This window comes from Ornithinimicrobium murale, assembly GCF_003352835.1.
Lineage (GTDB): Bacteria > Actinomycetota > Actinomycetes > Actinomycetales > Dermatophilaceae > Ornithinicoccus > Ornithinicoccus muralis.
Map to the genome: position 1 here is coordinate 408,496 of NZ_QLVD01000023.1, position 23,694 is coordinate 432,189.

Consider the following 23,694-nt stretch of genomic DNA (forward strand, 5'->3'; position numbering starts at 1 on the left):
ACCTCCCTGACGGGCGCCTCGTTCCGCCTGCAGCCGCTGGGTCTCCTGCCGCGGTCACGGCTGGAGGGGTTGTCCGCTGCTGATGAGGGAACCGGCCAGGGCAAGCACCACGGGCACCACCGTGGTCAGCACGAACCCGGGGAGGAAAGCGAGCCCCAGGGGGAGCACCAACCGCACCCCGAGGCGCGCAGTGGCGGTCTCGACTCGGTCCAGTCGCTCCCGTCGGGCGTCCTCGGCGGCACGCCGCAACAGGTCCGCCGGGGGCACACCGGCACGGGCGGCCAACCGTAGTGCTCGACCCGCGGGCTCCCAGCGGGCCGGGGCAGCCCCCCACGCGGTCTCATCGGGCAGTCCCCACTCCAGTGCAGCCGCGACTGAGCGCAGCTCCTGGCCAGTCAGTCCGGGCAGCCGGTCGGCGGTCGTGCGCAGCGCGCCCATCGTGCTGGCACCAGCCTGCAACGCCAGCGCCAGCAGGTCGAGCACGTCGGGCACGGTGAGCTCCGGCTCACTCGAGCGCCTGCTCCACCGAGCGGGCGCTCGGCGACGCAGGCGGTCCGAGCCGTGCCCGGCCACCACGAACACCTGCGCGTCGCGGTGCGAGGGCCAGGCCAGCACGGCGAGCCCGACCAGGACTGCCGGCACCAGTGCGTCCGTCACTGCTGGCGCACCACCCTGGTGATCATCCGCGCGACGATCAGACGACCCACGAGGATCACTGCGACTCCCAGCCCCAGGCTCAGGAGGGCAACGGGCGTGCCGTAGAGCTCGTTCGGCCCGATCCCCATCAGGAGCGCGATCCCGAGCCCCGCCACGGGGAGCAAGGACAGGATCGCTGCGGTTGTTCGCGCACCGACAGTGGCGGTCTCCAGCCGGCTCGCCAGATCACGCCCCGACCGGAGCGCACGACCGGCGCTGTCCACGGCATCGGCCAGGGGTGCACCGAGTCGCTCGCTGATCAGCCACGACCGGGCGAGGAGCTCGAGCTCACCGCTCTGAGCGGACCGAGCCGCACGCAACCACGCCGGCCCGCAGGCTCGTCCGGCGCGAGCCGCGTCCAGAACCCCGGCGAGCTGCTCGCGCACCCGCTCCTCACTTCCCCGCAAGGAGAGCGCCAGGGCCTCCGCCGGGGGTAGTCCCACCCGCAGTGAGGAGGACAACTGGTCCAGGAGCGGCAGCCAACGCGCTGACTCGATCACCTGCCCCCGCTTCGGAAGGCCCGGGATTCGGCGGGCACGCCCGAGGGAGTCATGCCACCGCCTCCTCAGACTCGCGGCCGGACGGTTGTCGCGGCATGACCTGGCGCGCACCGCGCGTTCGGCCCGTCCAGCCGGCCAGATGAGCACGGCAAGCAGGGCGCACAGGCCGGCCAGGGCGTTGAGCACCGGTTCACCCCTCCGCCGGTCGCAGGTCGCCGAGTCCGCTTCCGATGACCTGGCGGTCGAGGACGCGACGCAGCAGTGCCCAACCGTGTGCGGACTCCCCGTCCGGCCCGAGTGCCGGGATCACCGTGGCGAGACGGTCACCACTCTCCCGGTGCACCACACCGATCTCGCGGACCGTGCGGTTGCCCTGGTCCCGGGTCAGGTGGACCACAACCCTGATCGCGCTGGCGAGTTGGGCGTGCACGGCGTCGGTCGGCAGCCCGGCAAGTGCACCCAGCGCCTCGAACCGCGATGGCACATCGGCCACCGCATTGGCGTGCAGGGTGCTCGCGCCACCCTCGTGGCCGGTGTTCAGCGCACTCATCATCTCGCGCACCTCTGCTCCTCTCACCTCGCCGATCACCAGGCGGTCGGGCCGCATGCGCAGCGACTGCCGGACCAGCGTCGTCAACGTCACCTCGCCACGCCCCTCGACGTTGGCGGACCTGCCCTGCAGTCGCACCACGTGCGGGTGCCGGACCGCCAGCTCCCGGGTGTCCTCGACCAACACAATCCGATCCGAGTGGTCCACGGCCTGGAGCATGGCACCGAGCAGGGTGGTCTTTCCCGATCCGGTGCCGCCGGTGATCACGAAGGACACGCGTCGCTGGATGACCTCTCGGAGCAGGCACTCGACCGTCTCGTCGAGCATGCCCCAGTCCCGAAGGGTCGCCAGGCCGGGGCTGTCCCGCCGCGGGATGCGCAGGCTCAGGTGGGCGCCGCCGGCAACGAGGGGAGGCAGCAGCGCGTGGAGTCGCACGCCCCCGGGGAGCAGCCCGTCGACCCACGGGCTGGCATCATCCAGCCTCGTCCCGGCAAGCGTTGCCAGCCGCACCGCCAGCCGGCGCACGGAGTCGACCTCGGAGAACCGCGTCGGGTCCCGCACCAGGCCCTCACCACGGTCGACCCAGACCCCGTCGAGTCCGTTCACCAGGATGTCGGTCACGGCGGGGTCGGCAAGCAGCGGCTCGAGCGGACCGGCGCCCAGCACCTCGCTGCGCAGCTCGTCCCGGAGCGAGGCCACCCCGACGCTGCCGAGGCGCACAGACTCCCGCTCGGCAATCGCGTCGACCGCTTGGGCAGACGGTGTCCTCCCCGCCCTGATCTGTTGCCACACACGGTCCCTCGCCGAGTTCTCCTCGCTCATGTCAGGCCGCCCGGATCCTCGGCAGCACGCACTCCAGCACCTCGTCGGCGGCGTCCGCGAGCGGACCCGAGTCGCTCCCGACAGCCCCGCCGCGCTCCAGGATGACCCGGACCGTGCGGTCCTCCCCCAGTCGGGCCAGGACCGGTGCGCCGAGAGTCGCGCCGATGACCTTGTCCGGCAACGGGGTCGGCAGGCGAAGCACGATGCCAGCCAGACCCTCGACCCCCGGGGCGACAGCCGTTGCGGCGCCGATCCCCGTGACGGAGGCCTCCACGACGAGGACCACGGCGTCGCAGACCCCCCACCACCTCTGATGGCCGATGGCAGGCGTGGCGGGCCGCGGAAGGTCCAGCACGGAGAGCTCGACAGCGGCCCGCACAGCGGACAGGACGGGCTCCGGCCCGGATGGCTCCTCCCCTGCCGGCGGCACACCCCAGGACAGGCAGCGCAACCCCGAGCTCGTGGCCGGCAGCTCGCCGACCAGGCGCTGCGGATCCACGTCACCACGGACGTCACGCAACGCTGACCACCGCAGACCGGGCTCGAGATCCAGGCCCGCCATGACGTCGAGCCCACCGCCCCACGGGTGACCATCGACCAAGGCGACCTCTCGGCGGGCTGCTGCGGCCCGGACCGCACACGCAGTCGCCAGGGCGCTGGAGCCCACCCCGCCGGAAGCGCCGAGGACTCCGAGCGTGAAACGACCACCGGGCACTCCGGCCGGCTCTGGGGTCATCGTCATGACCAGCACTATCGGCCCGATATGTGCACCGATTCCACCGACGCCCTCCACCTGTGGACTGCACGTCCTGTCCGGGCACCCTGTGCACCGGGCAGGGCAGGAGCGGGCGGACCGTGCAAGGCCTCGACGAAAAAGGTGGGGAAAGGGGACGGCCCCCGCGGGGGGAGCGGGGGCCGTCGGTGATGCAGGTCAGGGGGGATGACCCACACCACCCGCGCTACAACCCTTGCGGGGAGCGCTGTACCAACAAGTATGCACCACACCAGGCACCCTGAGCAAACTCATGGCAAACCGCAGATGTCCGATTGATGGAGAATTGGCCAGGCAATGGCCAAGGCCCGGTCAACCGCCCTGCGTAGACGCCCGTCGAGCAGGGCTGCCATGACCCAGACAGGGGATGACGCCCCACGGAGGAGGCGTCATCCAACAACGGAGGCGGCCCGGGTGAACAGTGCGTGCACTCAGTTGTCGGGTCCGGCAAGCCGGACCACGAACGGTCCATCAGTGGACTGGCCGCGCGTGGGTGCCCGGGTCGTCACCGCCGGTAGCGGACGAATCCGCTACATGGTTCCTTTGTACTCCTCATCGGGCCACAAGGGAAGACCTCACGCAGGAAGAGGCACGGATCAGCTCAACCGTCCGGCGAGCACGGCGTCGGCGATGGCGGTCCCGGCCTCGGCACCCCGAACGGCCCCTTCGCAGCACTGCAACAGCCAGAGCCGGACACCCTCGACACCACCCTGCCCGTATGCCGTGAGCGCACCCCGGTAGTCCGCCCCCACCTTCTGCGCGTGGCCCAGTTCCGGCACCGCGACCCCGGTCGGGTCCAGCCCGCCGACGCGGTGCACCACCCGCTCGAGGGCTCGGGCAACCAGCCCGTTGCCGCTGACGAAGGGACGGACCGTCACCACTTCGGCGTGCACCAGCGAGGCCACCACCAGGGCCGAGCTGCCGGTGCGCAGGGTCCCCAGGAGGGCATACACGGAGTCCAGCCGTTCCGGGAGCTGCCCAGCGGGAGCCGCCTCGCCGAGATCACCGAACTCGGTGCACGTCTCCCCCGGTCGACGGGGACGTCCGACCTGCTCGGCGGGGAGCAGGTCGGCGGTGGCCGCGACGTGCAGTCGGGCCAGCAGTTGGGCCGGGCTGGCCATCGCTGCCGGGCCGACCGCCTCGGTCGCCGCGGTCACCTGCACCGCGGCCTTGAGCACCCGCTCCACCGGGTCCGGCTCCTCCGGCCAGCCCACGGCGCCGCGCACGATGTCACGCACCAGGGTCACCGTGCCCTGGGACCCGGCCGGCTCTGCCCCCTCCAACAGCGCGGTCGCGGTCGCACCGCGCACCCGCGACTCGGCCGCAGCCTCTGGGATGCGGCGCCGCAACGCCTGGTGCCAGCGCAGCTCGGTGCAGGCCGTCCGCGCCTCTTCCACCGCCTCAGCGACACCCGGCAGCGTCAGCAGTGACGACACCTGTTCGGCCACGCCATTCCCAGTTCTCACCGGGCCAGCGTAGGCGGCGCCAACCTCCGGGGACCGACCGGCGTCATACCAGGCACAGACGGGCACGAACCGACCACCGACGGAAGGCCTCGACCCGAGATCACCGAGGAGGCAGTCATGCACACAACAGCCCGGACCCCAGCCACACGCGCTCGGCGGGGGTGGGCCGCCGCAGGGCTCGCCGCCCTCCTCCTGGCAGCCGCCCCACCGGCGCCCGGAGCAGGCACGAACGAGTCGGCCTCCCTCCGCTCCCTGACCACCGCGGTGAGCAGCCCCCTGCAGAGCAGTCCGTACTGCGGCATCTACTGGGGCTCCCTGGGCAGGACCAACGGGACCACCCACACCACGGGCACGGTCGAGGGAGTTCGGGCGGGTCGGCATACCTGCTTTGATCGGTTGGTCATCGACGTCGCCAACGTGCCGCGGTCCCTGACCTATGACGTGCGCTATGTCGACGCGGTTCGCGCAGACGGTTCTGGCCGACTCGTTCCGCTGGCCGGGGCCGCCGACCTGCAGATTGTGCTGCGGGCACCGGCCTACGCGGATGGGTCCCCGACCTACTCCCCGACCCGCCGCGACCAGTTGGTCAACGTGACCGGCTGGGACACCTTCCGGCAGATCGCCCTCGCCGGCAGTTTCGAGGGGCAGACCACGGTGGGACTGGGCGTCCGTGCCCGGTTGCCGTTCCGGGTCCTCGTGCTCGATGGTCCCGGTGACGGCGCGCGACTCGTGGTGGACGTCGCCCACCGCTGGTGACCACTGGTCCCCGCCGCGGCGACCGCTGACCCCTCGCCGGGCACCGGTCGTCGCGACGGGGGTGGGCCGCTGTTGCCTCCGGTGCGGTGAGAGTGTTGGCTGGGGTGCAGACACCACCGTCGATTCGAGGAGGCATCGTGGCCGAGGAGACCCTGTCCAATCTGCTGCACGAGGAGCGGACCTTCCCGCCCTCGGCCGAGTTCGCGGCTCACGCGAACGGCACCCAGGAGCTGTATGACCGGGCCGCGGAGGACCGGGAGGGCTTCTGGGCGGAGCAGGCACGCACGTACCTCACCTGGGACACCGGCTTCGAGCAGGTGCTCGACTGGTCCGAGGCCCCCGTGGCGAAGTGGTTCGGCGGCGGCCGACTCAACGCCGCGGTCAACTGCGTGGACCGGCACGTCGAGGCCGGCAACGGGGACCGCGTCGCCCTCCACTTCGTCGGTGAGCCGGGAGACACCCGGGACATCACGTATGCGGAGTTGCACGAGCAGGTGCAGCGCGCCGCCAACGCGCTGGTTGACCTGGGTGTCAGGGCAGGGGACCGGGTCGCGCTCTACCTCCCGATGATCCCCGAGACCGTCGTGGCGATGCTCGCCTGCGCCCGGCTCGGTGCCCCGCACTCGGTGGTCTTCGGAGGCTTCTCCGCCGACGCCCTCCGCAGCCGCATAGCCGACGGCGAGGCCAAGGTCGTGATCACCGCGGACGGCGGCTACCGTCGCGGCAAGCCCTCCGCGCTCAAGCCTGCCGTCGACGCAGCCATCACCGGTGAGACGACCGTGGAGCACGTCCTGGTGGTCCAGCGCACCGAGACCGAGGTCGAGTGGACGCAGGGGCGCGACCAGTGGTGGCACGAGGCCCTTGCCGCGGCCGCCCCCGAGCACACCCCGGAGGCCTTCGACTCCGAGCACCCGCTGTTCATCCTCTACACCTCCGGCACCACCGGGAAGCCGAAGGGCATCCTGCACACCACGGGCGGCTACCTGACGCAGTGCGCCTACACCTCGCACGTGGTCCACGACGTCCACCCGGAGTCCGACGTCTACTGGTGCACCGCCGACATCGGCTGGGTCACCGGTCACAGTTACATCGTCTACGGGCCCATGGCGCTCGGCGCCACCCAGGTGATGTATGAGGGCACCCCGGACACCCCGGACAAGGACCGTTGGTGGCAGATCGTTGAGGACAAGAAGGTCAGCATCCTCTACACCGCGCCCACCGCGATCCGCGCCTGCATGAAGTGGGGCGAGGAGTTCCCCAACCGGCACGACCTGACGTCGCTGCGGCTGCTCGGCTCGGTCGGTGAGCCCATCAACCCGGAGGCGTGGATGTGGTATCGCCGCGTCATCGGCGGCGACCGCACCCCGATCGTGGACACATGGTGGCAGACCGAGACCGGGGCCATCATGGCCAGCCCGCTGCCAGGCGTGACCGCAGCCCGCCCCGGCTCCTGCCAGGTGGCCCTCCCCGGCATCGACCTGGACGTGGTGGACGAGGCCGGCGAGTCCGTGCCCAACGGCTCCGGGGGCTACCTGGTCGCCCGCAGCCCGTGGCCGGGCATGCTGCGCGGCATCTGGGGGGACCTGGAGCGTTACAAGGAGACCTACTGGTCACGCTACGAGGGTCTGTACTTCGCCGGCGACGGCGCCAAGAAGGACACGGACGGCAACGTCTGGGTGCTCGGTCGGGTTGACGATGTGATGAACGTCTCGGGCCACCGCCTGTCCACGACCGAGATCGAGTCGGCACTGGTGAGCCACGAGAAGGTGGCCGAGGCTGCTGTCGTGGGCGCCACCGACGCGATGACGGGTCAGGCCGTGGTCGCCTTCGTGATCCTGCGATCCGAGGCGGTCACGGCCGCCGACGAGGTCGGCGAGGGTGCCGAGCTGGTGGCGGAGTTGCGCAACCACGTGGCCAAGGAGATCGGCCCGATCGCCAAGCCGCGGCAGATCCTGGTGGTCGCCGAGCTGCCGAAGACACGCTCCGGCAAGATCATGCGCCGCCTGCTGCGCGACGTCGCTGAGAAGCGTGAGGTCGGTGACGTGACGACACTCGCTGACAGCTCGGTCATGGACCTCATCAAGTCCGGACTGGACGGCCCCGGCGCCGGCGGCGGCGAGGACTGACCGGCCCCTGAACATAGCGGCTCTGTGCGGGAGCGTGACTCCCGCGCAGAGCCGCTATTTCTTTGCGAAGAACTTACCCACGTGGGGTCCGCTCCAGACGATCCGGGCGGCAGACTTGAGATATCGACACGCGGCCGCGGTCCACTCCCTCGGATGCGGCGAGCACCGGCTGTCACGGGACCGGGAGTCGACAGGGTGCCCACCCGACACGAACAGGGGGTGTCGGGTGGGCACCCCTTTGTCGTGCGACGACTTGCGCAGATGGGGGGTGCGGGTGGACCGGGCCACCCTGTGGTGGTGAACGGGGCACCGGACCGAACTGTGGAGCAGGCCATCACGCGTTAGGGTCGTCATCATGACGACCGGCAACCAGACACCCGAGCGGACCATCGGGCAACTCGTCTCCGACGTGACGACCGATATGTCCACCATCGTCCGCAGTGAGATCGAGCTCGCCAAGACCGAGGTGACCGACGGCGTCACCAAGTTGGGCAAGGGCATCGTCTTCTTTGCCATTGCTGGTGTGTTGGCGCTCTACCTGCTCGGACTCCTGCTGTTCGCTGCCGCGTGGGGCATCGAGGCAGCAGGCCTTCCCCTGTGGGCCGGCCTGCTCATCGTGTCCGGCGTGTTGCTCCTGATCATCGGCGGGCTGGGCCTGGCTGGCTACCTGCAGGTGAACAAGGCACAGCCCAAGCCGGTGAAGGCCATCAACAACGCGCAGCAGACCGTCGACGCGCTCAAGTCGAGCGTGCAGCCCGCCGACAAGGGCTCCTCAGCGGCCTGACCGGCCCGCGGGCGCCGACCGCGACTGGTCGGGACGTCCTGCGACCTGACTTCCTGCCCACGCCCGGGTGCCTCCGGGCCGGGTGTTCCGCCCCCGCACGCCAACCGGGATGGGCCGGGTGTTCTGCCCCCCCCCGCACGTCAACCGGGATGGGCCGGGTGTTCCGCTCCGCACACCAACCGGAATCGTCGGTCTCCGCTCCGGACGGCACCTCGCTGACCTGCGGGTTCGCCAGGAGGCTCCTGACGATTCCGGTCGCCGTGCGGCCTGCAGCGGCTCCCGGGGGCATCGCGTCACCGGCGCCAACAGTTCACGCCGGCTAGCGCACGCCCCGTGCAGGCCGCGTCGATCCGTAGGGCGGCGGGAGCGGCCGCACATCGGAGGTGTCCCACGGGAGCTCCCAACCGGCCACGTGGAGGATGTCGGAGAGGACCATCGCCGTGAAGCCCCACACCAACAGCCCCTGCGCGTCGAAGGCAGGCCCGACCCACCCGTTCGGTGTCTCGACCCGGAACCGGTTGCCGGGGTCGACCAGGTCGGCGATCGGCACCTGCAGCACGCTCGCGACCTCGGCCGGCTCCCGCGCCCAGATCCGACTCGGGTGCGGCCACCAGCCCAGGACCGGGGAGACATCGTGCGAGCTGACGGACAGGTTGAGGGCAGGCAGCACGCCGGCGATCTCCACGGTCCCCGGCTCGACGCCCACCTCCTCATGGGTCTCGCGCAGGGCGGTGGCGGCGAGGTCGCGATCAGTGGGCTCGGCACGGCCACCCGGGAAGGACACCTGGCCCGGGTGTGAGCGCAGCGTGTGCGCTCGCTCGGTGAGCACGATCGAGACGTCCTGCAACACCAGCGGATCCGGCCCATCGGCTGACAGCGACGTCTTTCCGGCTGCGGCTGGACTCCCGGGGGTGGCCGAGTCGGTGGGCGAGAACAGCAGCAGCACGGCCGACTGCCGGTGGCCCGGCTGACCGGTGGGTGGCAGCTCCCGCTGCCAGGGTCGCACGCGTGTCGGGTTGCTGGCCCGCTCAACCAACCCGCTGAGCCAGGCTGGCACCGTCACCGCGGCGGTGCCGTGCGGACCAGCGCAGCGGCCTTGTCCGGATCGGTCTCCCCGACGCCGTAGGACGGGCAGAGCCGCGCGACCGGGCAGGCCCCGCAGGCAGGCTTCTTGGCGTGGCAGGTGCGCCGTCCGTGGAAGACGAGGACGTGCGAGAGCTGGGTCCAGTCCTTGCGCTGGATGATGGCGCCCACGGCGTGCTCGACCTTGACCGGATCCTCCTCCGCCGTCCAGCCGAACCGACGGGCCAGTCGTCCGAAGTGCGTGTCCACGGTGATGCCCGGCACACCGAACGCGTTGCCCAGCACCACGTTGGCGGTCTTGCGGCCCACGCCCGGGAGCTTGACCAGGTCGACCATCCGCCCCGGCACCTCACCGTCGTGCTGCTCGACCAACGCCACGCCCAGCTTGAGCAGCGAGTTGGTCTTGGCCCGGAAGAACCCGGTCGAGGCGATGATCGTCTCGACGTCGGTCCGGTCGGCACCGGCCAGGGCGTGCGCGTCGGGATAACGGCGGAACAGCTCGGGAGTGACCAGGTTGACGCGCACGTCGGTCGTCTGAGCCGACAGGATCGTGGCGACGAGCAGCTCGAACGGGTTGGTGAAATCCAGCTCGCAGTGCGCATCGGGATAGCGCTCCGCGAGCAGACGAAACATCCGGCGCGCCCTCCGGGTCAGCGCCAGCGACGTCTCTCCGGTGGGTGTCTCGAGCGTCTGGGTCACGCCTCCAACCATAGACATCGACACGGACACTCGACACGACGTGGGGCCTTAGTGGCAGGATGACCACCGTGGACCGTCAAGTCGTGAAGAAAACCCCGCTGTTTGCGGCCCTGGACGACGAGACCGCGATGCGGCTCGCCGACTCGATGACGCCCCTGCGCCTGGCGCGCGGAGAGTCCGTCTTCGAGGAGGGGGACCAGGGCGACTCGCTGTATGTCATCGTGACCGGCAAGATGAAGCTGGCGCGCACCAGCGGGGACGGCCGGGAGAGCCTGCTGTCTGTGCTGGGACCCGGCGAGATGTTCGGGGAGCTGAGCCTGTTCGACCCCGGCCCACGCCTGACCAGTGCCCGCACCGTCGCCGAGGCGGAGCTCATCTCTCTGGGCAACGCCGACCTGCGCGCCTTCCTGGACGGCCACCCCGAGGTCGCGATGATGATGCTGGCCGGACTGGCCCGACGGCTCCGGCGCACCAACGAGGACATGTCCGACCTGGTCTTCACCGACGTGCCCGGCCGTGTCGCCAAGGCCCTGCTGGACCTCTCGGTCCGCTTCGGCAAGCGCACCGATGCCGGCGTCAAGGTCGCCCACGACCTCACTCAGGAAGAGCTGGCCCAGCTGGTCGGTGCCTCCCGCGAGACCGTCAACAAGGCCCTGGCCGACTTCGCCACCCGCGGGTGGCTGGTGCTGGGGGCCAAGTCGGTGACCCTGCTCGACCTCGAGCGGCTGCGGCGCCGCTCCCGCTGACGCGCGGAGCATCGACCCGCCCACGCCGACGAGCCGGCGAGCGCCTACGACGGCCGGCCGGCCCGCTGGCTACCGACCAGCGTCCAGGTAGTCCAGCTGAGCCAGCACGCTCTGCCGGGCGGCAGGCCAGACGTTGCCCGGCACCTCGGCATACACCTCGGCCACGACCCGGTCCGCCAGCTCCGCGCGGGGCAGCTCCTCCTGGCCCACGACCGCGTCGCGGACCTGAGCCAGGCGCTCCTGGCGATGGTCGGCATACTGCTGCACGACCGCGGCCGCGTCGGTCAGCACGGGGCCATGGCCCGGGGCCAGGGTGGTGACTCCGGCTGAGGCCAGGTCACCGATCGTGTCCAGGGTGTCCAGGTATGCCGACAGCTGGCCGTCCGGATGCGCCACCACGGTCGTGCCCCGGCCGAGAATCGTGTCACCGGTGAACAGGATCCCGTCACCCTCGAGCAGGAAACAGACCGAGGCCATGGTGTGCCCCGGCGTCAGCACCGTCCGCAGTCTCACGCCACCGACCTCGAACACCTCGCCGTCGGCGACGGGTTCTGCGCCGGGGATGTTGCCCCGCAACGGCGCACCCGTGAGCTCACCGAAGCGCTCGAGGGACTCTGCGTGATCCCAGTGCTCGTGGGTGAACAGCACCACCCCGACCCGTGCACCCCGCGCGGCGACGTCGGCCAGCACCCGCTGCAGATGGTCCTCGTCCAGGGGGCCCGGGTCGATGACGACAGCCTCGTCGGCCCCCGGGGCGGAGAGGATCCAGGTGTTGGTGCCCTCCAGCGTCATCGGGCTGGGGTTGGGGCACAGGGTGCAGGTCACGCGTTCGTTGAGCGGGCCACCTGTCCACGGCGTCATGTCGGGCACCTCGTCCTCGTCTCGGTCGGTGTCGGGTCTCGGTCTGCGTCGGGTCTCGGTCGGTGTCAGGTCTCGGTCTGCGTCAGCGCGTGGCGGGTCTCAGGACGTGGCGGCGGGTGGCAGCCCGTGGCCGTGCTCGTCAACCGGTGCCCGCATCCAGATGGCGTCGCTGTGCTCCGCCGGCCAGGGCATCACGGTCCACACGTCGGTCGCGGCGGTCAGGGCATCGTCCAGGCTGTCAGCGCTCGCCAGCTGCTCGAGCATCACCCGGGTGGGTGGCAGCAGTCGGTGCTCGCCGGCGTCGTGCTCGGCCAGCAGCTGCTCCGGGGCGGCCCACTGCACGACCACCGCCTCGGAGTTCCGGTCGTCGGCGATCTGCCCCTCCGGCAACCGGGCGACGAAGAACCGGGTGTCATAGCGCTTCGGCTCGCACTCCGGCGTGATCCAGTGGGCGCGCAGCGCCAGCAGGTCGGTGCGGAGCACCAACTGGCGTCGGATCAGGAGCTCGGCGAACGACTGTTCCCTGGAGAGGAGGGCATCGCGCTCATCGTCCCAGGCAGGGTCGGTCAGGTCCGCGACCACGGAGCGGGCGTCCGGGCCGGCAAGCAGCACCCCGCACTCCTCAAAGACCTCGCGGGCCGCGGCGATGACCAGCTCGCGGGCCTGCTCGACGGCAGTGTCGAGCCGGGTGGCCCAGTCGTGCGGGCTCGGCCCCGCCCACGGCACGCTGGGGTCAGCGTCGCGGACGTCGACCCCACCGCCGGGAAAGGCCAGCATGTTGGGCGCAAAAGCCATCGTGGCTGCCCGTTTGAGGACGAAGACCTCGGGGCCGCTCCCGCCGGGACGCAGCAGCATCACCGTGGCCGACGGCTTGGCAGTCACGGGCTCGCCGACCGTGCCGCCGGCGTCCAGCCAGTTCCGTGCGTGGCCCCGGAGCGGGCCGGGCATCGGGAAGTCCCGAAAGGTCACAGCTCAGGCCGAGACGGCAACTGTGATCTCCACCTCGACGGGGGTGTCCAGCGGGAGCACGGCCACGCCCACGGCGGACCGGGCGTGGATGCCGGCGTCTCCGAAGGCCTCGCCGAGCAGCTCGCTGGCACCGTTGATGACGCCGGGCTGACCGGTGAAGGACGGGTCACTGGCCACGAAGCCGACGACCTTGACGACGCGGGTCACCTTGTCCAGGTCACCGACGAGCGACTTGACCGCTGCGATCGCGTTGAGGGCGCAGATCCCGGCGAGCCGCTTGGCCTCCTCGGGGTCCACCAGACCCGCACCCTCACCGACCTTGCCGGCTCCGGCGAGCTTCCCGTCCACCATCGGCAGCTGCCCAGAGGTGAAGACAAGCTCGCCCTGCTGAACGGCTGGCACGTAGGCGGCGACCGGCGGCACGACCTCGGGCACGGTGTGCCCCAGGGCGGACAGGCGCTCCTCGACCGCGCTCACGGCTTCTCCCGCTTGAGGTAGGCGACCAGATTGGTGCCGTCGGGTCCGGGGACGACCTGGACCAGTTCCCAGCCGTCCTCCCCCCACTGGTCGAGGATCTGCTTGGTGGCGTGCACGATGAGCGGCACGGTTGCGTATTCCCAGTTGGCCATGGCCCGACTCTAGCGACCGCACCCGGGCCAGTGGTATGCCGTGGGTCACCTCTGCGATCAGCTCACCGTGCGCCCGGTCGGGTTGTGGGACGCCTCACGGTGCGCCCGGTTGGGTTGTGGGACGCCTCACGGTGCGCTCGGTCGGGTTGTGGGACGCCTCACGGTGCGCTCGGTCGGGTTGTGGGACGCCTCACCGCGCGCTCGGTCGGGTGGGGGGCGAGGGTCAGCGGGTGGGGGTCAGGGGGCGCAGGGCGTCGGGGGCGCGGCCAGTGACCATCTGCTCGGCGAGCAGCCGGGCCGTGGCCGGTCCCTGGCACATGCCCCACATCCCATGGCCGCCGTGCACCCAGACGCCCGGTGCGCGGGTCGGCCCCACCAGCGGGAGGCCGTCGACGGTGACCGGGCGGGCGCCGACCCACTCGTCCTGCCGGTCGTGCAGGTCCAGCCCCTGCACCAGCGGGGCGGCGTTGGCGACGATCGACTCGATGCGCTGCGGATACAGCGGCGCGTCGGTCGGCTGGAACTCCATCGTGCCGCCCATCCGGATCTGGCCGGTGTCGCCCAGCGGGGTGCAGACGATCCGCTCGTAGGGGAAGTAGATCGGGTTGGTCACCTGGCGGCCATCGGTCGGCTGCGCGACCGAGAAGGAGTAGCCGCGGCCGGCCCGGAGGGTCGTGCGCACGCCGTACTGCCGGGCGAGCGTGGGCAGCCAGGCGCCAGTGGCCAGCACCACGGCGTCTCCGCGCACCGGCGGTGCGCCCACCAGGTCGACCGAGATCCCGCCGGGCCCGTGCCGGAGGCCACGCACATCGGCGCCCTCCCGCACCTCACCCCCGCGGGAGCGGACCGCGTCGGCCAGCCCAGCGACATACGCCCCCGGGTTCATGAACCGCTGACCGTCGATGCGGATGGCGCGGCGCACGTTGTCGGAGACGACGGGCGCCAGCTCCGCGAGCTGGGAGAGGGGCACGTCGCCGGCCTCCAGCTCCAGGCCCGCCTCGCGGATCTGGTCGAACTCGTGCAGCAGGCCGTCGGCGTGCTCGCCCTCCTGGAAGGCCGCCAGGATCGGGCCGCTGCGCAGCGCAGCGTGCATCCCGGGGTCGGCCTCCAGCTCGTCATAGGCATCCAGCGCGGCGATGTTGAGGGGCGCCAGGGCCGCCATCGTGCGGCGCCAGGTCGCCCCCGTGCAGCGGGCCGCGAAGCGCAGCAGGAAGCTCCACAGCGGCGGATCGAGACTGATCGGCACGTGCAGCGGCGCGGACGGGTCGAGCACCGCCTTCATGCCATACCTCAGGACCGCGGGCTCGGCCAGCGGGATCGCCATCGCGGGCGTGATCCACCCCGCGTTGCCCCAGGATGCGCCGGCTGCGACGGCCGACCGTTCCAGGACGGTGACACGCACCCCCCGCTGCTGGAGGAACCAGGCGGTGGACAGGCCCACCATGCCTGCTCCGACGACGATCACGTGCTCTGGGGCGCTCTTGGTCTGCGGCGACGTTGCCATGCTCGGACCGTACCAATGGCCGGCACTCCCCCGACGAGTGGGCTCCGACTGGTTCACAATGGTGCCCGTGTCCCGTGATGTCCTGACCCGCTCCGCCCGCGAACCGGACCGCACCATGACGTTCGGCCCCGGCCAGACCCAGCTGTATGACGTGTGGCTGGCGCCCGCTGCGAGCGTCACCGTGGTCCTGGTGCACGGCGGTTTCTGGCGGGCCGAGTGGGACCGCACCCACCTGCGCCCGCTGGCGACGGCGCTGGCCGACGCGGGGTTCGCGGTGGCGCTGCCGGAGTACCGCCGGACCGGGATGCCCGGCGGCACCTGGCCCGGTCCGGGGCAGGACCTGACCGCGGCCCTGGCGATGGTCCGCGCGGACGAGGGCCTGCCGGAGCCGACCCTGTTGGTCGGTCACTCCGCGGGTGGGCACCTCGCCGTGTGGTTGCTACATAGGCCGGAGGCGGCTGGGCTGCTGGGGGCGGTGAGCCTGGCCGGCTGCCTGGACCTGCGGATGGTGGGACGTCTCGGGCTCGACGACGGCGCTGCCGATGCCCTGATGGGCGGGACCGACTGGCAGCAGCAGCCCTTCCTCGGCTCCGACCCGATCGACCTCGGCCCGACCCCGACCCCGGTGGCCCTGCTGCACGGCCGGGCCGACCAGCAGGTGCCACTGGCTCTGTCGGAGTCGTGGATGGCCACGTGCGGGACTCCCGGACGCGATGTGCTGACCGTGCTCGACGACAGCGACCACTTCGACCTGATCGACCCGGAGTCCGCGGCCTGGCCGGCCCTGCTCACGGAGATCATCCGGCTCACCGGGTCGGGCAGGACCGCGTGACCTGGCACGGGGTGACGACCGACCCGCGGCTGCACATCGTCACCGGCAAGGGCGGCACCGGCAAGACGACGGTCGCCGCCTCCCTGGCCACGGCGCTGGCGCAGGAGGGACAGCGGGTGCTGCTCGTGGAGACCGAGGAGCGGCAGGGCATCAGCCAGGTGCTGGACGTCGCACCGCTGGGCACCCAGGAGGAGGAGGTCGCCGCGGGCTTGGACGGCGGACAGGTGTGGGGGCTGTCCATCGAGGCCGGCGCGGCACTGGTGGAGTACCTGCGGCTGTTCTATCGCCTCGGCCGCGCCGGCGACCTGCTGCACAAGATGGGCGCCATCGAGTTCGCGACCACGATCGCCCCCGGTGTCCGGGACGTGCTGATCGGCGGCAAGATCTATGAGTCGGTCCGGCGGACCACGGCGGGTCGGGCCCCTGGGCGGCGCAGCCGGTCCGAGGACCCTCCTGCCTACGACGCCGTGGTGCTGGACGCCCCGCCGACCGGACGGGTGGGCCGCTTCCTCGACGTCACCGGACAGTTGGCCGACCTGGCCAGGGTCGGGCCGATCCGCCATCAGGCCGACGCGATCCACCAGCTGCTGCACTCCGACACCACGCTGGTGCACCTGGTCACGCTGCTGGAGCAGCTGCCTGTGCAGGAGACCCTCGATGCGGTCGAGTCCCTGACATCCGAGGGCCTGCAGGTCGGCGCGCTGATCGTGAACCAGGCCAGGGACGCCGGGGTCCGCGCCTCCCTCGACCTGGTCGCCGAGCAGGCACCCGACCCCGCCCGGCTCGCCGAGCAGCTGGAGTCGGTCGGCATCCGCACGTCAGCCGCGATGATCAGCGGCCTGGAGCAGACAGCCGCCGAGGCCGTGCAGCGCCGGGACCTGGAGGCCTCGCTGGAGGACGCCGTGGTCGCCGCCGGGAGACCGGTGCTGGTCCTGCCCCACCTGCCCGAGGGAGTCGGCCCCGACGCGGTGCGCCGCCTCGCCGCCGAACTCGCAGCCCAGGGGGTGGCCAGTGCCTGACCTGGACCTCGGTGCCGTGCTCGCGGACCCGGCCACCTCGGTGGTGGTCTGCTGCGGGTCCGGCGGCGTCGGCAAGACCACCACGGCCGCAGCACTCGCCCTGCACGCCGCCGAGCAGGGCAGGCGGGTCGTCGTGCTCACCATCGATCCGGCTCGGCGGCTCGCCCAGGCCCTGGGCCTCACCGAGCTGGACAACACCCCGCGGCCGGTGGTCGGCGTGGACACCTCGGCCGGCGGATCCCTCGACGCGATGATGCTCGACATGAAACGCACCTTCGACGAGGTGGTGCTCACGCATGCCGAGCCCGAGACGGCCCAGCAGATCCTGGACAACCCGGTCTACCAGGCGGTGTCGTCCTCCTTCGCCGGGACGCAGGAGTACATGGCGATGGAACGTCTCGGCCAGCTTCGGGCCCAGGCCCAGGCCGAGGACAGCTGGGACCTGATCGTGGTGGACACCCCACCCTCCCGCTCGGCACTGGACTTCCTGGACGCTCCCCAGCGCCTGGGCTCCTTCCTCGACGGCCGGTTCATCCGGCTGGTCAGCGCCCCTGCCCGCGCCGGCGGTCGGGTCGGTGCCCGGGCGCTCGGGGTCGGCATGTCCCTGGCCGCGTCGACGCTGGGCAAGCTGTTGGGCAAGCAGTTCCTGTTGGACGTCAGCACCTTCGTGGCGGCCATGGACACCGTCTTCGGCGGGTTCCGGGCCCGGGCCGATGAGACCTACCGTCTGCTGCAGGCACCCGGCACCCGGTTCGTGGTGGTGGCGGCCCCCGAGCGCGACGCCCTGCGCGAGGCGGGCTTCTTCGTGCACCGCCTGGCCAGGGACCGGATGCCGCTCGCCGGTCTCGTCCTGAACCGGGTCGCGGTGTCCCGCGCCAGGATCTCCGCGGACCGGGCCCGCGATGCGGCGGAGTCGATCGAGGAGTCCGGCGATCCGCATACGGCCGCCGTGCTGCGTGCCCATGCCGATCACGCGGAGGTGGCCGCCCGACACCGCCGCCTGATCCGGGACACTGCCGCCGCCTACCCGAAGCTGGCGACCGTCCAGGTGCCCCTGGCCGGCGCCGACATCGCCGACCTGCCCGCCCTGCGGCGTGTCGCCGAGTCGCTCAGCACACCCTAATTCCCAGGGTGCGCCGCTAGTCTTGAGTCCATGCGTGCCACGACCCTTGCCCGCGTGACGTCCCTGCTGGGCGCGTTCCTGGCGATCTCCCTGCTGATGGGACTCATCGGCGCGGGTCTGCTGCTGCCCGTCATCGGGGCTGGTGGCACCGCAGCACGTGAGGGAGTCAGCCTGTTTGAGGAGCTGCCCGGCGACCTGGAGCAGAACCCGCTGGCCCAGCAGTCCCGCATTCAGACGGCCGGCGGTGACCTGATCGCCACGCCCGCCGAGGAGAACCGCATCCTGGTGGGTCTGGATGAGATCTCCCCCTTCATGAAGCAGGCGCAGATCGCGATCGAGGACGAGCGCTTCTATGACCATGGCGGCATGGACCTGCGAGCCCTGTCGCGCGCCATGGTGAGCAACGCGACCTCGGAGAGCACCCAGGGCGGCTCCACGCTCACCCAGCAGTACGTCAAGCTCCGGCTGCAGCAGGAGGCACTCCAGGAGGAGAACACCGAAGCTCTGCACGCGCTGCAGGCCCGCAGCGGGATCGAGGGCTACGTTCGCAAACTGCGCGAGCTCAAGTACGCCGTCACCCTGGAGCAGCGGCTGACCAAGGACGAGATCCTCGAGGGATACCTCAACCTCGCCTACTACGGTGACCGCGTCTACGGCGTCGAGGCGGCCGCCCGCCACTACTTCGGGGTCAAGTCCAGCGAGCTCAACCTGCCCGAGGCCGCCACGCTGGCCGGCATCGTGCGCGCCCCCAGCATCACCGACCCGATCCACGACTATGACGCCTCACTCGCCCGGCGCAATGTCGTGCTGGACAAGATGTACCAACAGGGCATGATCACCGAGAGCGAGTGGACCAAGGCCCGCGAGTCAGAGATCGAGCTCAACGTCACCGACAGCCAGCGGTCCTGCATGAACTCCTCCTACCCCTACTTCTGCGACTACGTCACCGAGTGGCTGTTGCAGCACGAGGCGCTCGGAGCGACGCGTGAGGAGCGCGAGACGCTGCTGACCACCGGTGGCCTGACGATCACCACCACACTCGACCCCGAGATGTCCCAGCTGATCACCGAGCGCACGCAGGAGTACGCCCCGCCCGGCAACGAGTACAAGCTGGCCTCGGCAGCCGCCATGGTCGAGCCGGGCACCGGGCACGTGGTCGCCTTCGGGCAGAGCTCGGACTACAACATCGAGGAGTCGCAGGACCGGTTCAGCGAGACCTCGGTCAACTGGAGCGTCGACAGTCGCTACGGCGGCAGCGAGGGCTTCCAGATCGGCTCGGTGGCCAAGGCCTTCACCCTGGTCACCGCCCTGGAGACTGGCGTCCCACTCGAGGCCGCCCTCAGCCTCCGCGATGCCGTGCAGGTCGACGACGACAACAACTGGCGCAACCCCGAGGTCCCCGGCTCCCGCCCCGAGGGCGACACCCGGCCAGCCGTGATCTTCACCCGCGAGGACTTCCAGGAGGGCTGCAGTCTCGGCATTGACGAGTGGGCGGTCCGCAACGCCGAGGACGCCAACCACGAGTCGACGATCACGCTGCGCAAGGCCACGATGTCCTCGGTCAACACGGCGTTCGCGACGCTGGCCTCCCAGGTCGGCACGTGCAACATCCGCGACACCATGACGGACATGGGCCTGCACGCGGCCTCCGGCGAGCCCTACGGCTCCGGTCCGGCCAGCGTGGCCCCCACGTTCGTCCTGGGTGCGGACAACGCCAGCCCGCTGACCGTCGCCACGTCCTACGCGACGATCGCCGCGGGCGGGCTCTACTGCCCGCCGGTCCCGGTCACCCAGATCGTCGACGCCGACGGCAAGGAGATCCCGCTGGACCTCCCGGGCTGTGAGCAGGTGGTCGACCCCGACGTCGCCGCGGGCACCGCCGAGCTGATGCAGGAGGTCGTCAGCCTGCCCGGCTCCGGCTTCCGGGCGGTCCTGGCCAACGACCGACCGGCCGGCGGCAAGACGGGCACCGCCGACGAGAGCAAGCACACCTGGTTCGCCGGCTACACCCCGCAGCTGTCCACCGCGGTCTGGATCGGCAGCCCGGGTGCGAAGTATGAGGGCGACCTCAAGGACTTCACCCTGGGCGAGCACACCATCGACGGCTGGTTCTACGGCTCCAAGCTGTCCGCGGTGCTGTGGAAGGACCTGATGGACACCGCGCTGGAGGACGAGCCGACCGAGGACTTTGACGAGCCCTCCAACGAGATCAAGTACGGCGAGGACCGGGCCGTGCCCGACGTCGAGGGCGAGCGCCTGGAGGACGCGATCCGGATCCTGGGTGCCGAGGGCTTCCTGACCGAGGACTACCAGCGCAGCTCTTCCGAGCCCGAGGGCACCGTGCTCTACACCTCGCCCTCCGAGGGCACCATGATGAAGGCGGGCAAGACGGTCCACATCTACGTCTCCAGCGGCTCGTGGTCGTCCTCGCCACCGCCGGCTGATGACGACGACGACGACGATGATGATGATGACGACGACAGCGGCTCGTGGGCGCCCCCGGATGACGGCGAACTCGATCCGGGCCCGGGCGACGTCCACAGCCCCTGATCAGGTGCTGAGCGCCCGCTTCACGGCAGCGGCGATCCGGCCACCCTCGGCACGCCCGGCGACCTGCGGCTGCAGGACCTTCATCACCTGGCCCATCTGCTGCATCCCGGTGGCACCGACCTCGGCCACCGCTGCGGTGGCCAGCTCATCCAGCGCCGCGTCGTCGAGCTGCTCGGGCAGGTAGGCCTCGAGCACGACGAGCTCGGCCTCCTCCTGGTCCGCCAGCTCCTGGCGGCCGGCACTGGTGTAGGCCTCGGCGGCCTCCCGACGCTTCTTGGCCTCCTTGGTCAGCACCTTGAGGACCTCATCGTCGGTGAGCACACGAGCCTGGGTGCCGGCGACCTCTTCGTTGGAGATCGCGGTGAGGGCCATGCGCAGGGTGGACGAGCGCACCCGGTCCTTGGCGCGCATGGCGTCATGCAGGTCGCGCTGGAGGGTGTCCTTGAGGGCCGTCTGCTCGGTCATGGGTCCAGTCTCTCACCGCGGGCGGTCTGCCAGCCCCCGGTTTGCGATGATCTGGGAGTGAATCTCGTATGCCGTGGTGCAGCCGGACTGGTCGGGCTCGGGGCCGGGGTGCTCGCCTGGAGCACGCTGGTCGAGCCGCGCGCGTTCGCGTTGCGTGAGTTCGAGGTGCCCGTCCTGCCGGCCGGGGCTGCTCCGCTGCGGGTGCTGCACCTGTCCGATCTGCACCTGGTGCCGGGACAGCGCACCAAGCAGGACTGGGTGCGTTCCCTGGCCGCCCTCGAGCCGGACCTAGTCATCACCACCGGTGACAACCTGGCGCACCGGGACGCGGTCCCGGCCGTGCTGGACACCTACCGTGATCTGCTTGAGATCCCCGGCGTCTTCGTGCTCGGCAGCAACGACTACTTCCCTCCCACGCTGAAGAACCCGTTGCGCTACTTCAACGACAGTCACCAGCGCGGTGAGGCGCTGACCTCCGCTCGACTGCCCACCCAGGACCTGATCGACGGCTTCACCTCCGCGGGCTGGCTCGACCTGAACAACGCCCGCGGGGCTCTGACCCTGCGTGGTGTGCGTCTGGAGTTCGTCGGCGTGGACGACCCGCACCTGGAGTATGACCGCTACGACCAAGCGGCGGGCCCGGCCGCACCGGACACCGAGCTGCTGGTCGGCGTGACCCACGCGCCCTACCAGCGGGTGCTCGATGCCATGACGACCGACGGGGCGGGCCTGGTGCTGGCCGGCCACACCCACGGCGGCCAGGTCTGTGTGCCCTTCCACGGAGCCCTGGTCACCAACTGTGACCTCGTCCCCGGGCGGGCCAAGGGCCTGTCCCGCTGGTGGCCCGGCGCCGGTTCGACCCCGTCGTCCGCAGCTCCGCCGACCGCCGCCTGGCTGGAGGTCTCTGCCGGGCTGGGTGCATCGCCGTACTCACCATTCCGCTTCGCCTGCCGACCGGAGGCCACGCTGCTGACGCTGGTCTGACAGCGATTCGGTGCGGAGGCTCGGCCTGGGTTAGCATTGCCGACGCTGCGTGCTGCACGGCACGAGCCACGGGGTGTGGCGCAGCTTGGTAGCGCGCCTCGTTCGGGACGAGGAGGTCGCAGGTTCAAATCCTGTCACCCCGACCATGGCATGAGAGGCTCCTGACCTGCAGTTATGTAGGTCAGGAGCCTCTCCCCTTTTCCCGGCATGCCTTGAACGTGCCATGGACCTACGAGACTGGCACGCCCGTCAAGGAGTGCAGCCGCCGGTTCCGATCTCCTCACCGTTCGGGCGCGCCGTGCGGGACGACGTCCCAGCCGCCGTGGTCCCACATCCATGCGTAGGCAAACCGATCGAGCACCGGGGATCTATACGTCGGACTCTCGACTTCGGCCGTATCGTGGCTTATAGTTTCACCCAACTATAAAGACCTATCAAGCGTCGAGAGGTCGATACTGTGCAGTCGAGTCCCTACACCCCCGGCGAGACCGCCCGCGAGATCCCGGGGCGCGAGGTTCAACTCACTGACATCAGTGGGCTGCTGGCCCGGGTCGCGCTCGATGGCCGCTTCGCCGGCCGAGTCCGCGTCGACGTCGGCCCACGGGGAGTGGGAAAGACCAGCCTGCTGCGCCGCGTCCAGCGCACGGCGCACGACCTCGGCCTGGCCACCGTGTTCGTCACGGCCGGCAACGGCGTCCTGACGGCAGTTGTCGCCGACGAGGTGCAGCAGCTTGCGCGTGGTTGGGGTCATGGCGACGTGCTGGCCGAACGCGTGGGCCAGGTGAAGTTGTCGGCCGGGATCCCGGGAGTCGCCCACATCGAGGCGACAGGGGCAGACCGACCTGCCCCCGAGGCAACACGCGCCTTCCGGGACCTGATCACCCACACGGCTCGCGCAGCAGCCCAGGACACCGACCGCAAGGGTCTGGTCCTGCTCGTCGATGAGTTCCAATCCGCCGACGAGGACTCCCTGCGCACGATCGGCTACGCCTGGCAGGAGTTGCAGGCCAGCGAGGACCCTGTCCCTGCGGCCCTTCTGGCTGCGGGCCTGTCCCACACCCCCGACGTCGTCACCGGCGCCGTCACCCACGCCGAACGCTTCCAATACCGCCCCATGCGCGACCTGGAGCCGCACGAGACCCGTCAGGCGCTGACCGCCCCCAGCGCGGCGATGGGAGTCTCCTGGGCCATGGACGCTCTGACCACGGTCGTCGAACGCGCCCAGGGCTACCCCTACTTCATCCAGGTCTACGGCGACGAGGTCTGGCACGCTGCCGGCAACCCCGCCCCCGGCCACCAACTCACCCTCGATCACGTCAATGCCGCCCAGGAGCGCGTTGACATAGATCTGACCGAGTTGTACCGCACCCGCTGGGCCAAGGCCACCGCTCGCGAACGAGACATCCTCGCGGCCATGGCCGATCACCCAGCAGGGCCCGTCGCACGCCGCGACATTGCCGACCAACTCGGCGTGGACACCACCGCCTTGTCCATGACGCGACAGTCACTGCTCGACAAGGGCATTGTGGACGCCCCGGGACATGGCGTGCTCGAGTTCACGGTCCCGGGATTCGGCACCTACGTCCGAACTCTCACCAACCGGTAGACGTCGGGTGCGGGGGGCATTGGCATGACATTGCCTGCCGTGCCTCGCCCACGACCTGGGCAGCAGCGTCTTGTGCTGTTCACCTCTGCGAGACACTCCCTACGCGAGCCCGCTACCTGACCACGACAGCGTGAGGACACTCCCGCCGCGCA

23 protein-coding genes and 1 tRNA gene are annotated in these 23,694 nt (G+C 70.8%); 11 read left to right on the plus strand and 13 right to left on the minus strand.

The window, feature by feature from the left end; translation table 11 throughout:
• Window positions 1–54: 54 nt before the first annotated feature.
• From DPQ65_RS11215 to DPQ65_RS11235, 5 genes are all read right to left on the minus strand, one after another.
• Window positions 55–657, minus strand: a complete 603-nt coding sequence (locus DPQ65_RS11215; RefSeq protein ID WP_114907398.1) for a type II secretion system F family protein — start codon at window positions 655–657, stop codon at window positions 55–57.
• Window positions 654–1,196 (minus strand): type II secretion system F family protein, encoded by a 543-nt coding sequence (locus tag DPQ65_RS11220; protein WP_162802173.1) that lies wholly within the window; start codon window positions 1,194–1,196, stop codon window positions 654–656. Before DPQ65_RS11220 ends, DPQ65_RS11215 begins: the two co-directional genes overlap by 4 nt.
• Before the next feature lie 190 nt (window positions 1,197–1,386).
• Window positions 1,387–2,568 carry a TadA family conjugal transfer-associated ATPase gene (locus tag DPQ65_RS11225; protein WP_114907400.1) on the minus strand — a complete coding sequence of 394 codons (1,182 nt, stop codon included), beginning with the start codon at window positions 2,566–2,568 and terminating at the stop codon, window positions 1,387–1,389.
• Between the two features lies 1 nt (window position 2,569).
• The gene (locus tag DPQ65_RS11230; RefSeq protein ID WP_162802174.1) at window positions 2,570–3,310 is read right to left on the minus strand and encodes a CpaE-like family protein; all 741 of its coding nucleotides are present in this window, start codon (window positions 3,308–3,310) and stop codon (window positions 2,570–2,572) included.
• Window positions 3,311–3,936: 626 nt separating this feature from the next.
• Complete coding sequence (locus tag DPQ65_RS11235; RefSeq protein WP_114907518.1) at window positions 3,937–4,806, minus strand: Fic family protein; 870 nt, start codon at window positions 4,804–4,806, stop codon at window positions 3,937–3,939.
• A gap of 117 nt (window positions 4,807–4,923) precedes the next feature.
• Here DPQ65_RS11235 and DPQ65_RS11240 point away from each other — a divergent pair, with 117 nt between their 5' ends.
• The 3 genes from DPQ65_RS11240 (at window position 4,924) to DPQ65_RS11250 (ending at window position 8,472) form a co-directional block, all read left to right on the plus strand.
• Window positions 4,924–5,562, plus strand: coding sequence for an AMIN-like domain-containing (lipo)protein (locus tag DPQ65_RS11240; protein WP_238146797.1), 639 nt, complete (start codon window positions 4,924–4,926; stop codon window positions 5,560–5,562).
• A 137-nt stretch (window positions 5,563–5,699) separates the two neighbouring features.
• Window positions 5,700–7,688: an acetate--CoA ligase gene (acs, locus tag DPQ65_RS11245; RefSeq protein WP_114907402.1), complete on the plus strand. Its 1,989-nt coding sequence runs from the start codon at window positions 5,700–5,702 to the stop codon at window positions 7,686–7,688.
• Between the two features lie 355 nt (window positions 7,689–8,043).
• Window positions 8,044–8,472 carry a phage holin family protein gene (locus DPQ65_RS11250; protein WP_114907403.1) on the plus strand — a complete coding sequence of 143 codons (429 nt, stop codon included), beginning with the start codon at window positions 8,044–8,046 and terminating at the stop codon, window positions 8,470–8,472.
• A gap of 319 nt (window positions 8,473–8,791) precedes the next feature.
• Here DPQ65_RS11250 and DPQ65_RS11255 read toward each other — a convergent pair whose 3' ends face one another.
• A complete protein-coding gene (locus tag DPQ65_RS11255) occupies window positions 8,792–9,535 on the minus strand; it encodes an NUDIX hydrolase (RefSeq protein WP_162802175.1) in 744 nt (247 codons plus the stop codon).
• Window positions 9,532–10,266, minus strand: a complete 735-nt coding sequence (gene nth / locus DPQ65_RS11260; RefSeq protein WP_114907405.1) for an endonuclease III — start codon at window positions 10,264–10,266, stop codon at window positions 9,532–9,534. The genes DPQ65_RS11255 and nth overlap by 4 nt, the downstream gene beginning before the upstream one ends.
• Before the next feature lie 56 nt (window positions 10,267–10,322).
• Here nth and DPQ65_RS11265 point away from each other — a divergent pair, with 56 nt between their 5' ends.
• The gene (locus DPQ65_RS11265; RefSeq protein ID WP_114907520.1) at window positions 10,323–11,000 is read left to right on the plus strand and encodes a Crp/Fnr family transcriptional regulator; all 678 of its coding nucleotides are present in this window, start codon (window positions 10,323–10,325) and stop codon (window positions 10,998–11,000) included.
• A 69-nt stretch (window positions 11,001–11,069) separates the two neighbouring features.
• On the opposite strand, the gene DPQ65_RS11270 is transcribed toward DPQ65_RS11265, so the two are convergent.
• The 5 genes from DPQ65_RS11270 to DPQ65_RS11290 form a co-directional block, all read right to left on the minus strand.
• Window positions 11,070–11,861 carry an MBL fold metallo-hydrolase gene (locus tag DPQ65_RS11270; RefSeq protein WP_114907406.1) on the minus strand — a complete coding sequence of 264 codons (792 nt, stop codon included), beginning with the start codon at window positions 11,859–11,861 and terminating at the stop codon, window positions 11,070–11,072.
• Window positions 11,862–11,960: 99 nt separating this feature from the next.
• A complete protein-coding gene (locus tag DPQ65_RS11275) occupies window positions 11,961–12,809 on the minus strand; it encodes an NUDIX hydrolase (protein ID WP_202863091.1) in 849 nt (282 codons plus the stop codon).
• A 24-nt stretch (window positions 12,810–12,833) separates the two neighbouring features.
• Window positions 12,834–13,307, minus strand: a complete 474-nt coding sequence (locus tag DPQ65_RS11280; RefSeq protein WP_114907407.1) for a RidA family protein — start codon at window positions 13,305–13,307, stop codon at window positions 12,834–12,836.
• Window positions 13,304–13,459: a Sp36 family protein gene (locus DPQ65_RS11285; RefSeq protein WP_114907408.1), complete on the minus strand. Its 156-nt coding sequence runs from the start codon at window positions 13,457–13,459 to the stop codon at window positions 13,304–13,306. The genes DPQ65_RS11280 and DPQ65_RS11285 overlap by 4 nt, the downstream gene beginning before the upstream one ends.
• Before the next feature lie 223 nt (window positions 13,460–13,682).
• Window positions 13,683–14,963 (minus strand): NAD(P)/FAD-dependent oxidoreductase, encoded by a 1,281-nt coding sequence (locus DPQ65_RS11290; protein ID WP_114907409.1) that lies wholly within the window; start codon window positions 14,961–14,963, stop codon window positions 13,683–13,685.
• Window positions 14,964–15,030: 67 nt separating this feature from the next.
• Here DPQ65_RS11290 and DPQ65_RS11295 point away from each other — a divergent pair, with 67 nt between their 5' ends.
• From DPQ65_RS11295 to DPQ65_RS11310, 4 genes are read left to right on the plus strand one after another with little or no spacing between them, the layout of a single operon-like run.
• Window positions 15,031–15,795, plus strand: coding sequence for an alpha/beta hydrolase family protein (locus DPQ65_RS11295; protein WP_202863092.1), 765 nt, complete (start codon window positions 15,031–15,033; stop codon window positions 15,793–15,795).
• Complete coding sequence (locus tag DPQ65_RS11300; protein WP_202863093.1) at window positions 15,792–16,814, plus strand: ArsA-related P-loop ATPase; 1,023 nt, start codon at window positions 15,792–15,794, stop codon at window positions 16,812–16,814. Before DPQ65_RS11295 ends, DPQ65_RS11300 begins: the two co-directional genes overlap by 4 nt.
• Window positions 16,807–17,937 (plus strand): ArsA family ATPase, encoded by a 1,131-nt coding sequence (gene bagB / locus DPQ65_RS11305; protein ID WP_337589687.1) that lies wholly within the window; start codon window positions 16,807–16,809, stop codon window positions 17,935–17,937. Before DPQ65_RS11300 ends, bagB begins: the two co-directional genes overlap by 8 nt.
• A 30-nt stretch (window positions 17,938–17,967) precedes the next feature.
• Entirely contained in the window at window positions 17,968–20,487 is a 2,520-nt protein-coding gene (locus DPQ65_RS11310; RefSeq protein WP_114907411.1) for a penicillin-binding protein, read from the plus strand.
• Here the strand turns inward: DPQ65_RS11310 and DPQ65_RS11315 are convergent, their stop codons facing one another.
• Window positions 20,488–20,952, minus strand: coding sequence for a GatB/YqeY domain-containing protein (locus DPQ65_RS11315; RefSeq protein ID WP_114907412.1), 465 nt, complete (start codon window positions 20,950–20,952; stop codon window positions 20,488–20,490).
• Window positions 20,953–21,009: 57 nt separating this feature from the next.
• Here DPQ65_RS11315 and DPQ65_RS11320 point away from each other — a divergent pair, with 57 nt between their 5' ends.
• The 3 genes from DPQ65_RS11320 (at window position 21,010) to DPQ65_RS11330 (ending at window position 23,542) form a co-directional block, all read left to right on the plus strand.
• Window positions 21,010–21,936, plus strand: a complete 927-nt coding sequence (locus tag DPQ65_RS11320) for a metallophosphoesterase (RefSeq protein WP_238146798.1) — start codon at window positions 21,010–21,012, stop codon at window positions 21,934–21,936.
• 69 nt (window positions 21,937–22,005) lie between these two features.
• Window positions 22,006–22,082 (plus strand) — tRNA-Pro (locus tag DPQ65_RS11325).
• Window positions 22,083–22,393: 311 nt separating this feature from the next.
• The gene (locus DPQ65_RS11330; protein WP_114907414.1) at window positions 22,394–23,542 is read left to right on the plus strand and encodes an ATP-binding protein; all 1,149 of its coding nucleotides are present in this window, start codon (window positions 22,394–22,396) and stop codon (window positions 23,540–23,542) included.
• Window positions 23,543–23,694 lie beyond the last annotated feature (152 nt).

Coding starts and splice junctions, on each gene's coding strand:
- nth (WP_114907405.1), bottom strand. CDS start 10,266: ATGGTTGGAGGCGTGACCCAGACGCTCGAGACACCCACCGGAGAGACG.
- DPQ65_RS11250 (WP_114907403.1), top strand. CDS start 8,044: ATGACGACCGGCAACCAGACACCCGAGCGGACCATCGGGCAACTCGTC.
- DPQ65_RS11230 (WP_162802174.1), bottom strand. CDS start 3,310: ATGACGATGACCCCAGAGCCGGCCGGAGTGCCCGGTGGTCGTTTCACG.
- DPQ65_RS11310 (WP_114907411.1), top strand. CDS start 17,968: ATGCGTGCCACGACCCTTGCCCGCGTGACGTCCCTGCTGGGCGCGTTC.
- DPQ65_RS11290 (WP_114907409.1), bottom strand. CDS start 14,963: ATGGCAACGTCGCCGCAGACCAAGAGCGCCCCAGAGCACGTGATCGTC.
- DPQ65_RS11275 (WP_202863091.1), bottom strand. CDS start 12,809: ATGCCCGGCCCGCTCCGGGGCCACGCACGGAACTGGCTGGACGCCGGC.
- DPQ65_RS11285 (WP_114907408.1), bottom strand. CDS start 13,459: ATGGCCAACTGGGAATACGCAACCGTGCCGCTCATCGTGCACGCCACC.
- DPQ65_RS11240 (WP_238146797.1), top strand. CDS start 4,924: ATGCACACAACAGCCCGGACCCCAGCCACACGCGCTCGGCGGGGGTGG.
- DPQ65_RS11225 (WP_114907400.1), bottom strand. CDS start 2,568: ATGAGCGAGGAGAACTCGGCGAGGGACCGTGTGTGGCAACAGATCAGG.
- DPQ65_RS11270 (WP_114907406.1), bottom strand. CDS start 11,861: ATGACGCCGTGGACAGGTGGCCCGCTCAACGAACGCGTGACCTGCACC.
- DPQ65_RS11315 (WP_114907412.1), bottom strand. CDS start 20,952: ATGACCGAGCAGACGGCCCTCAAGGACACCCTCCAGCGCGACCTGCAT.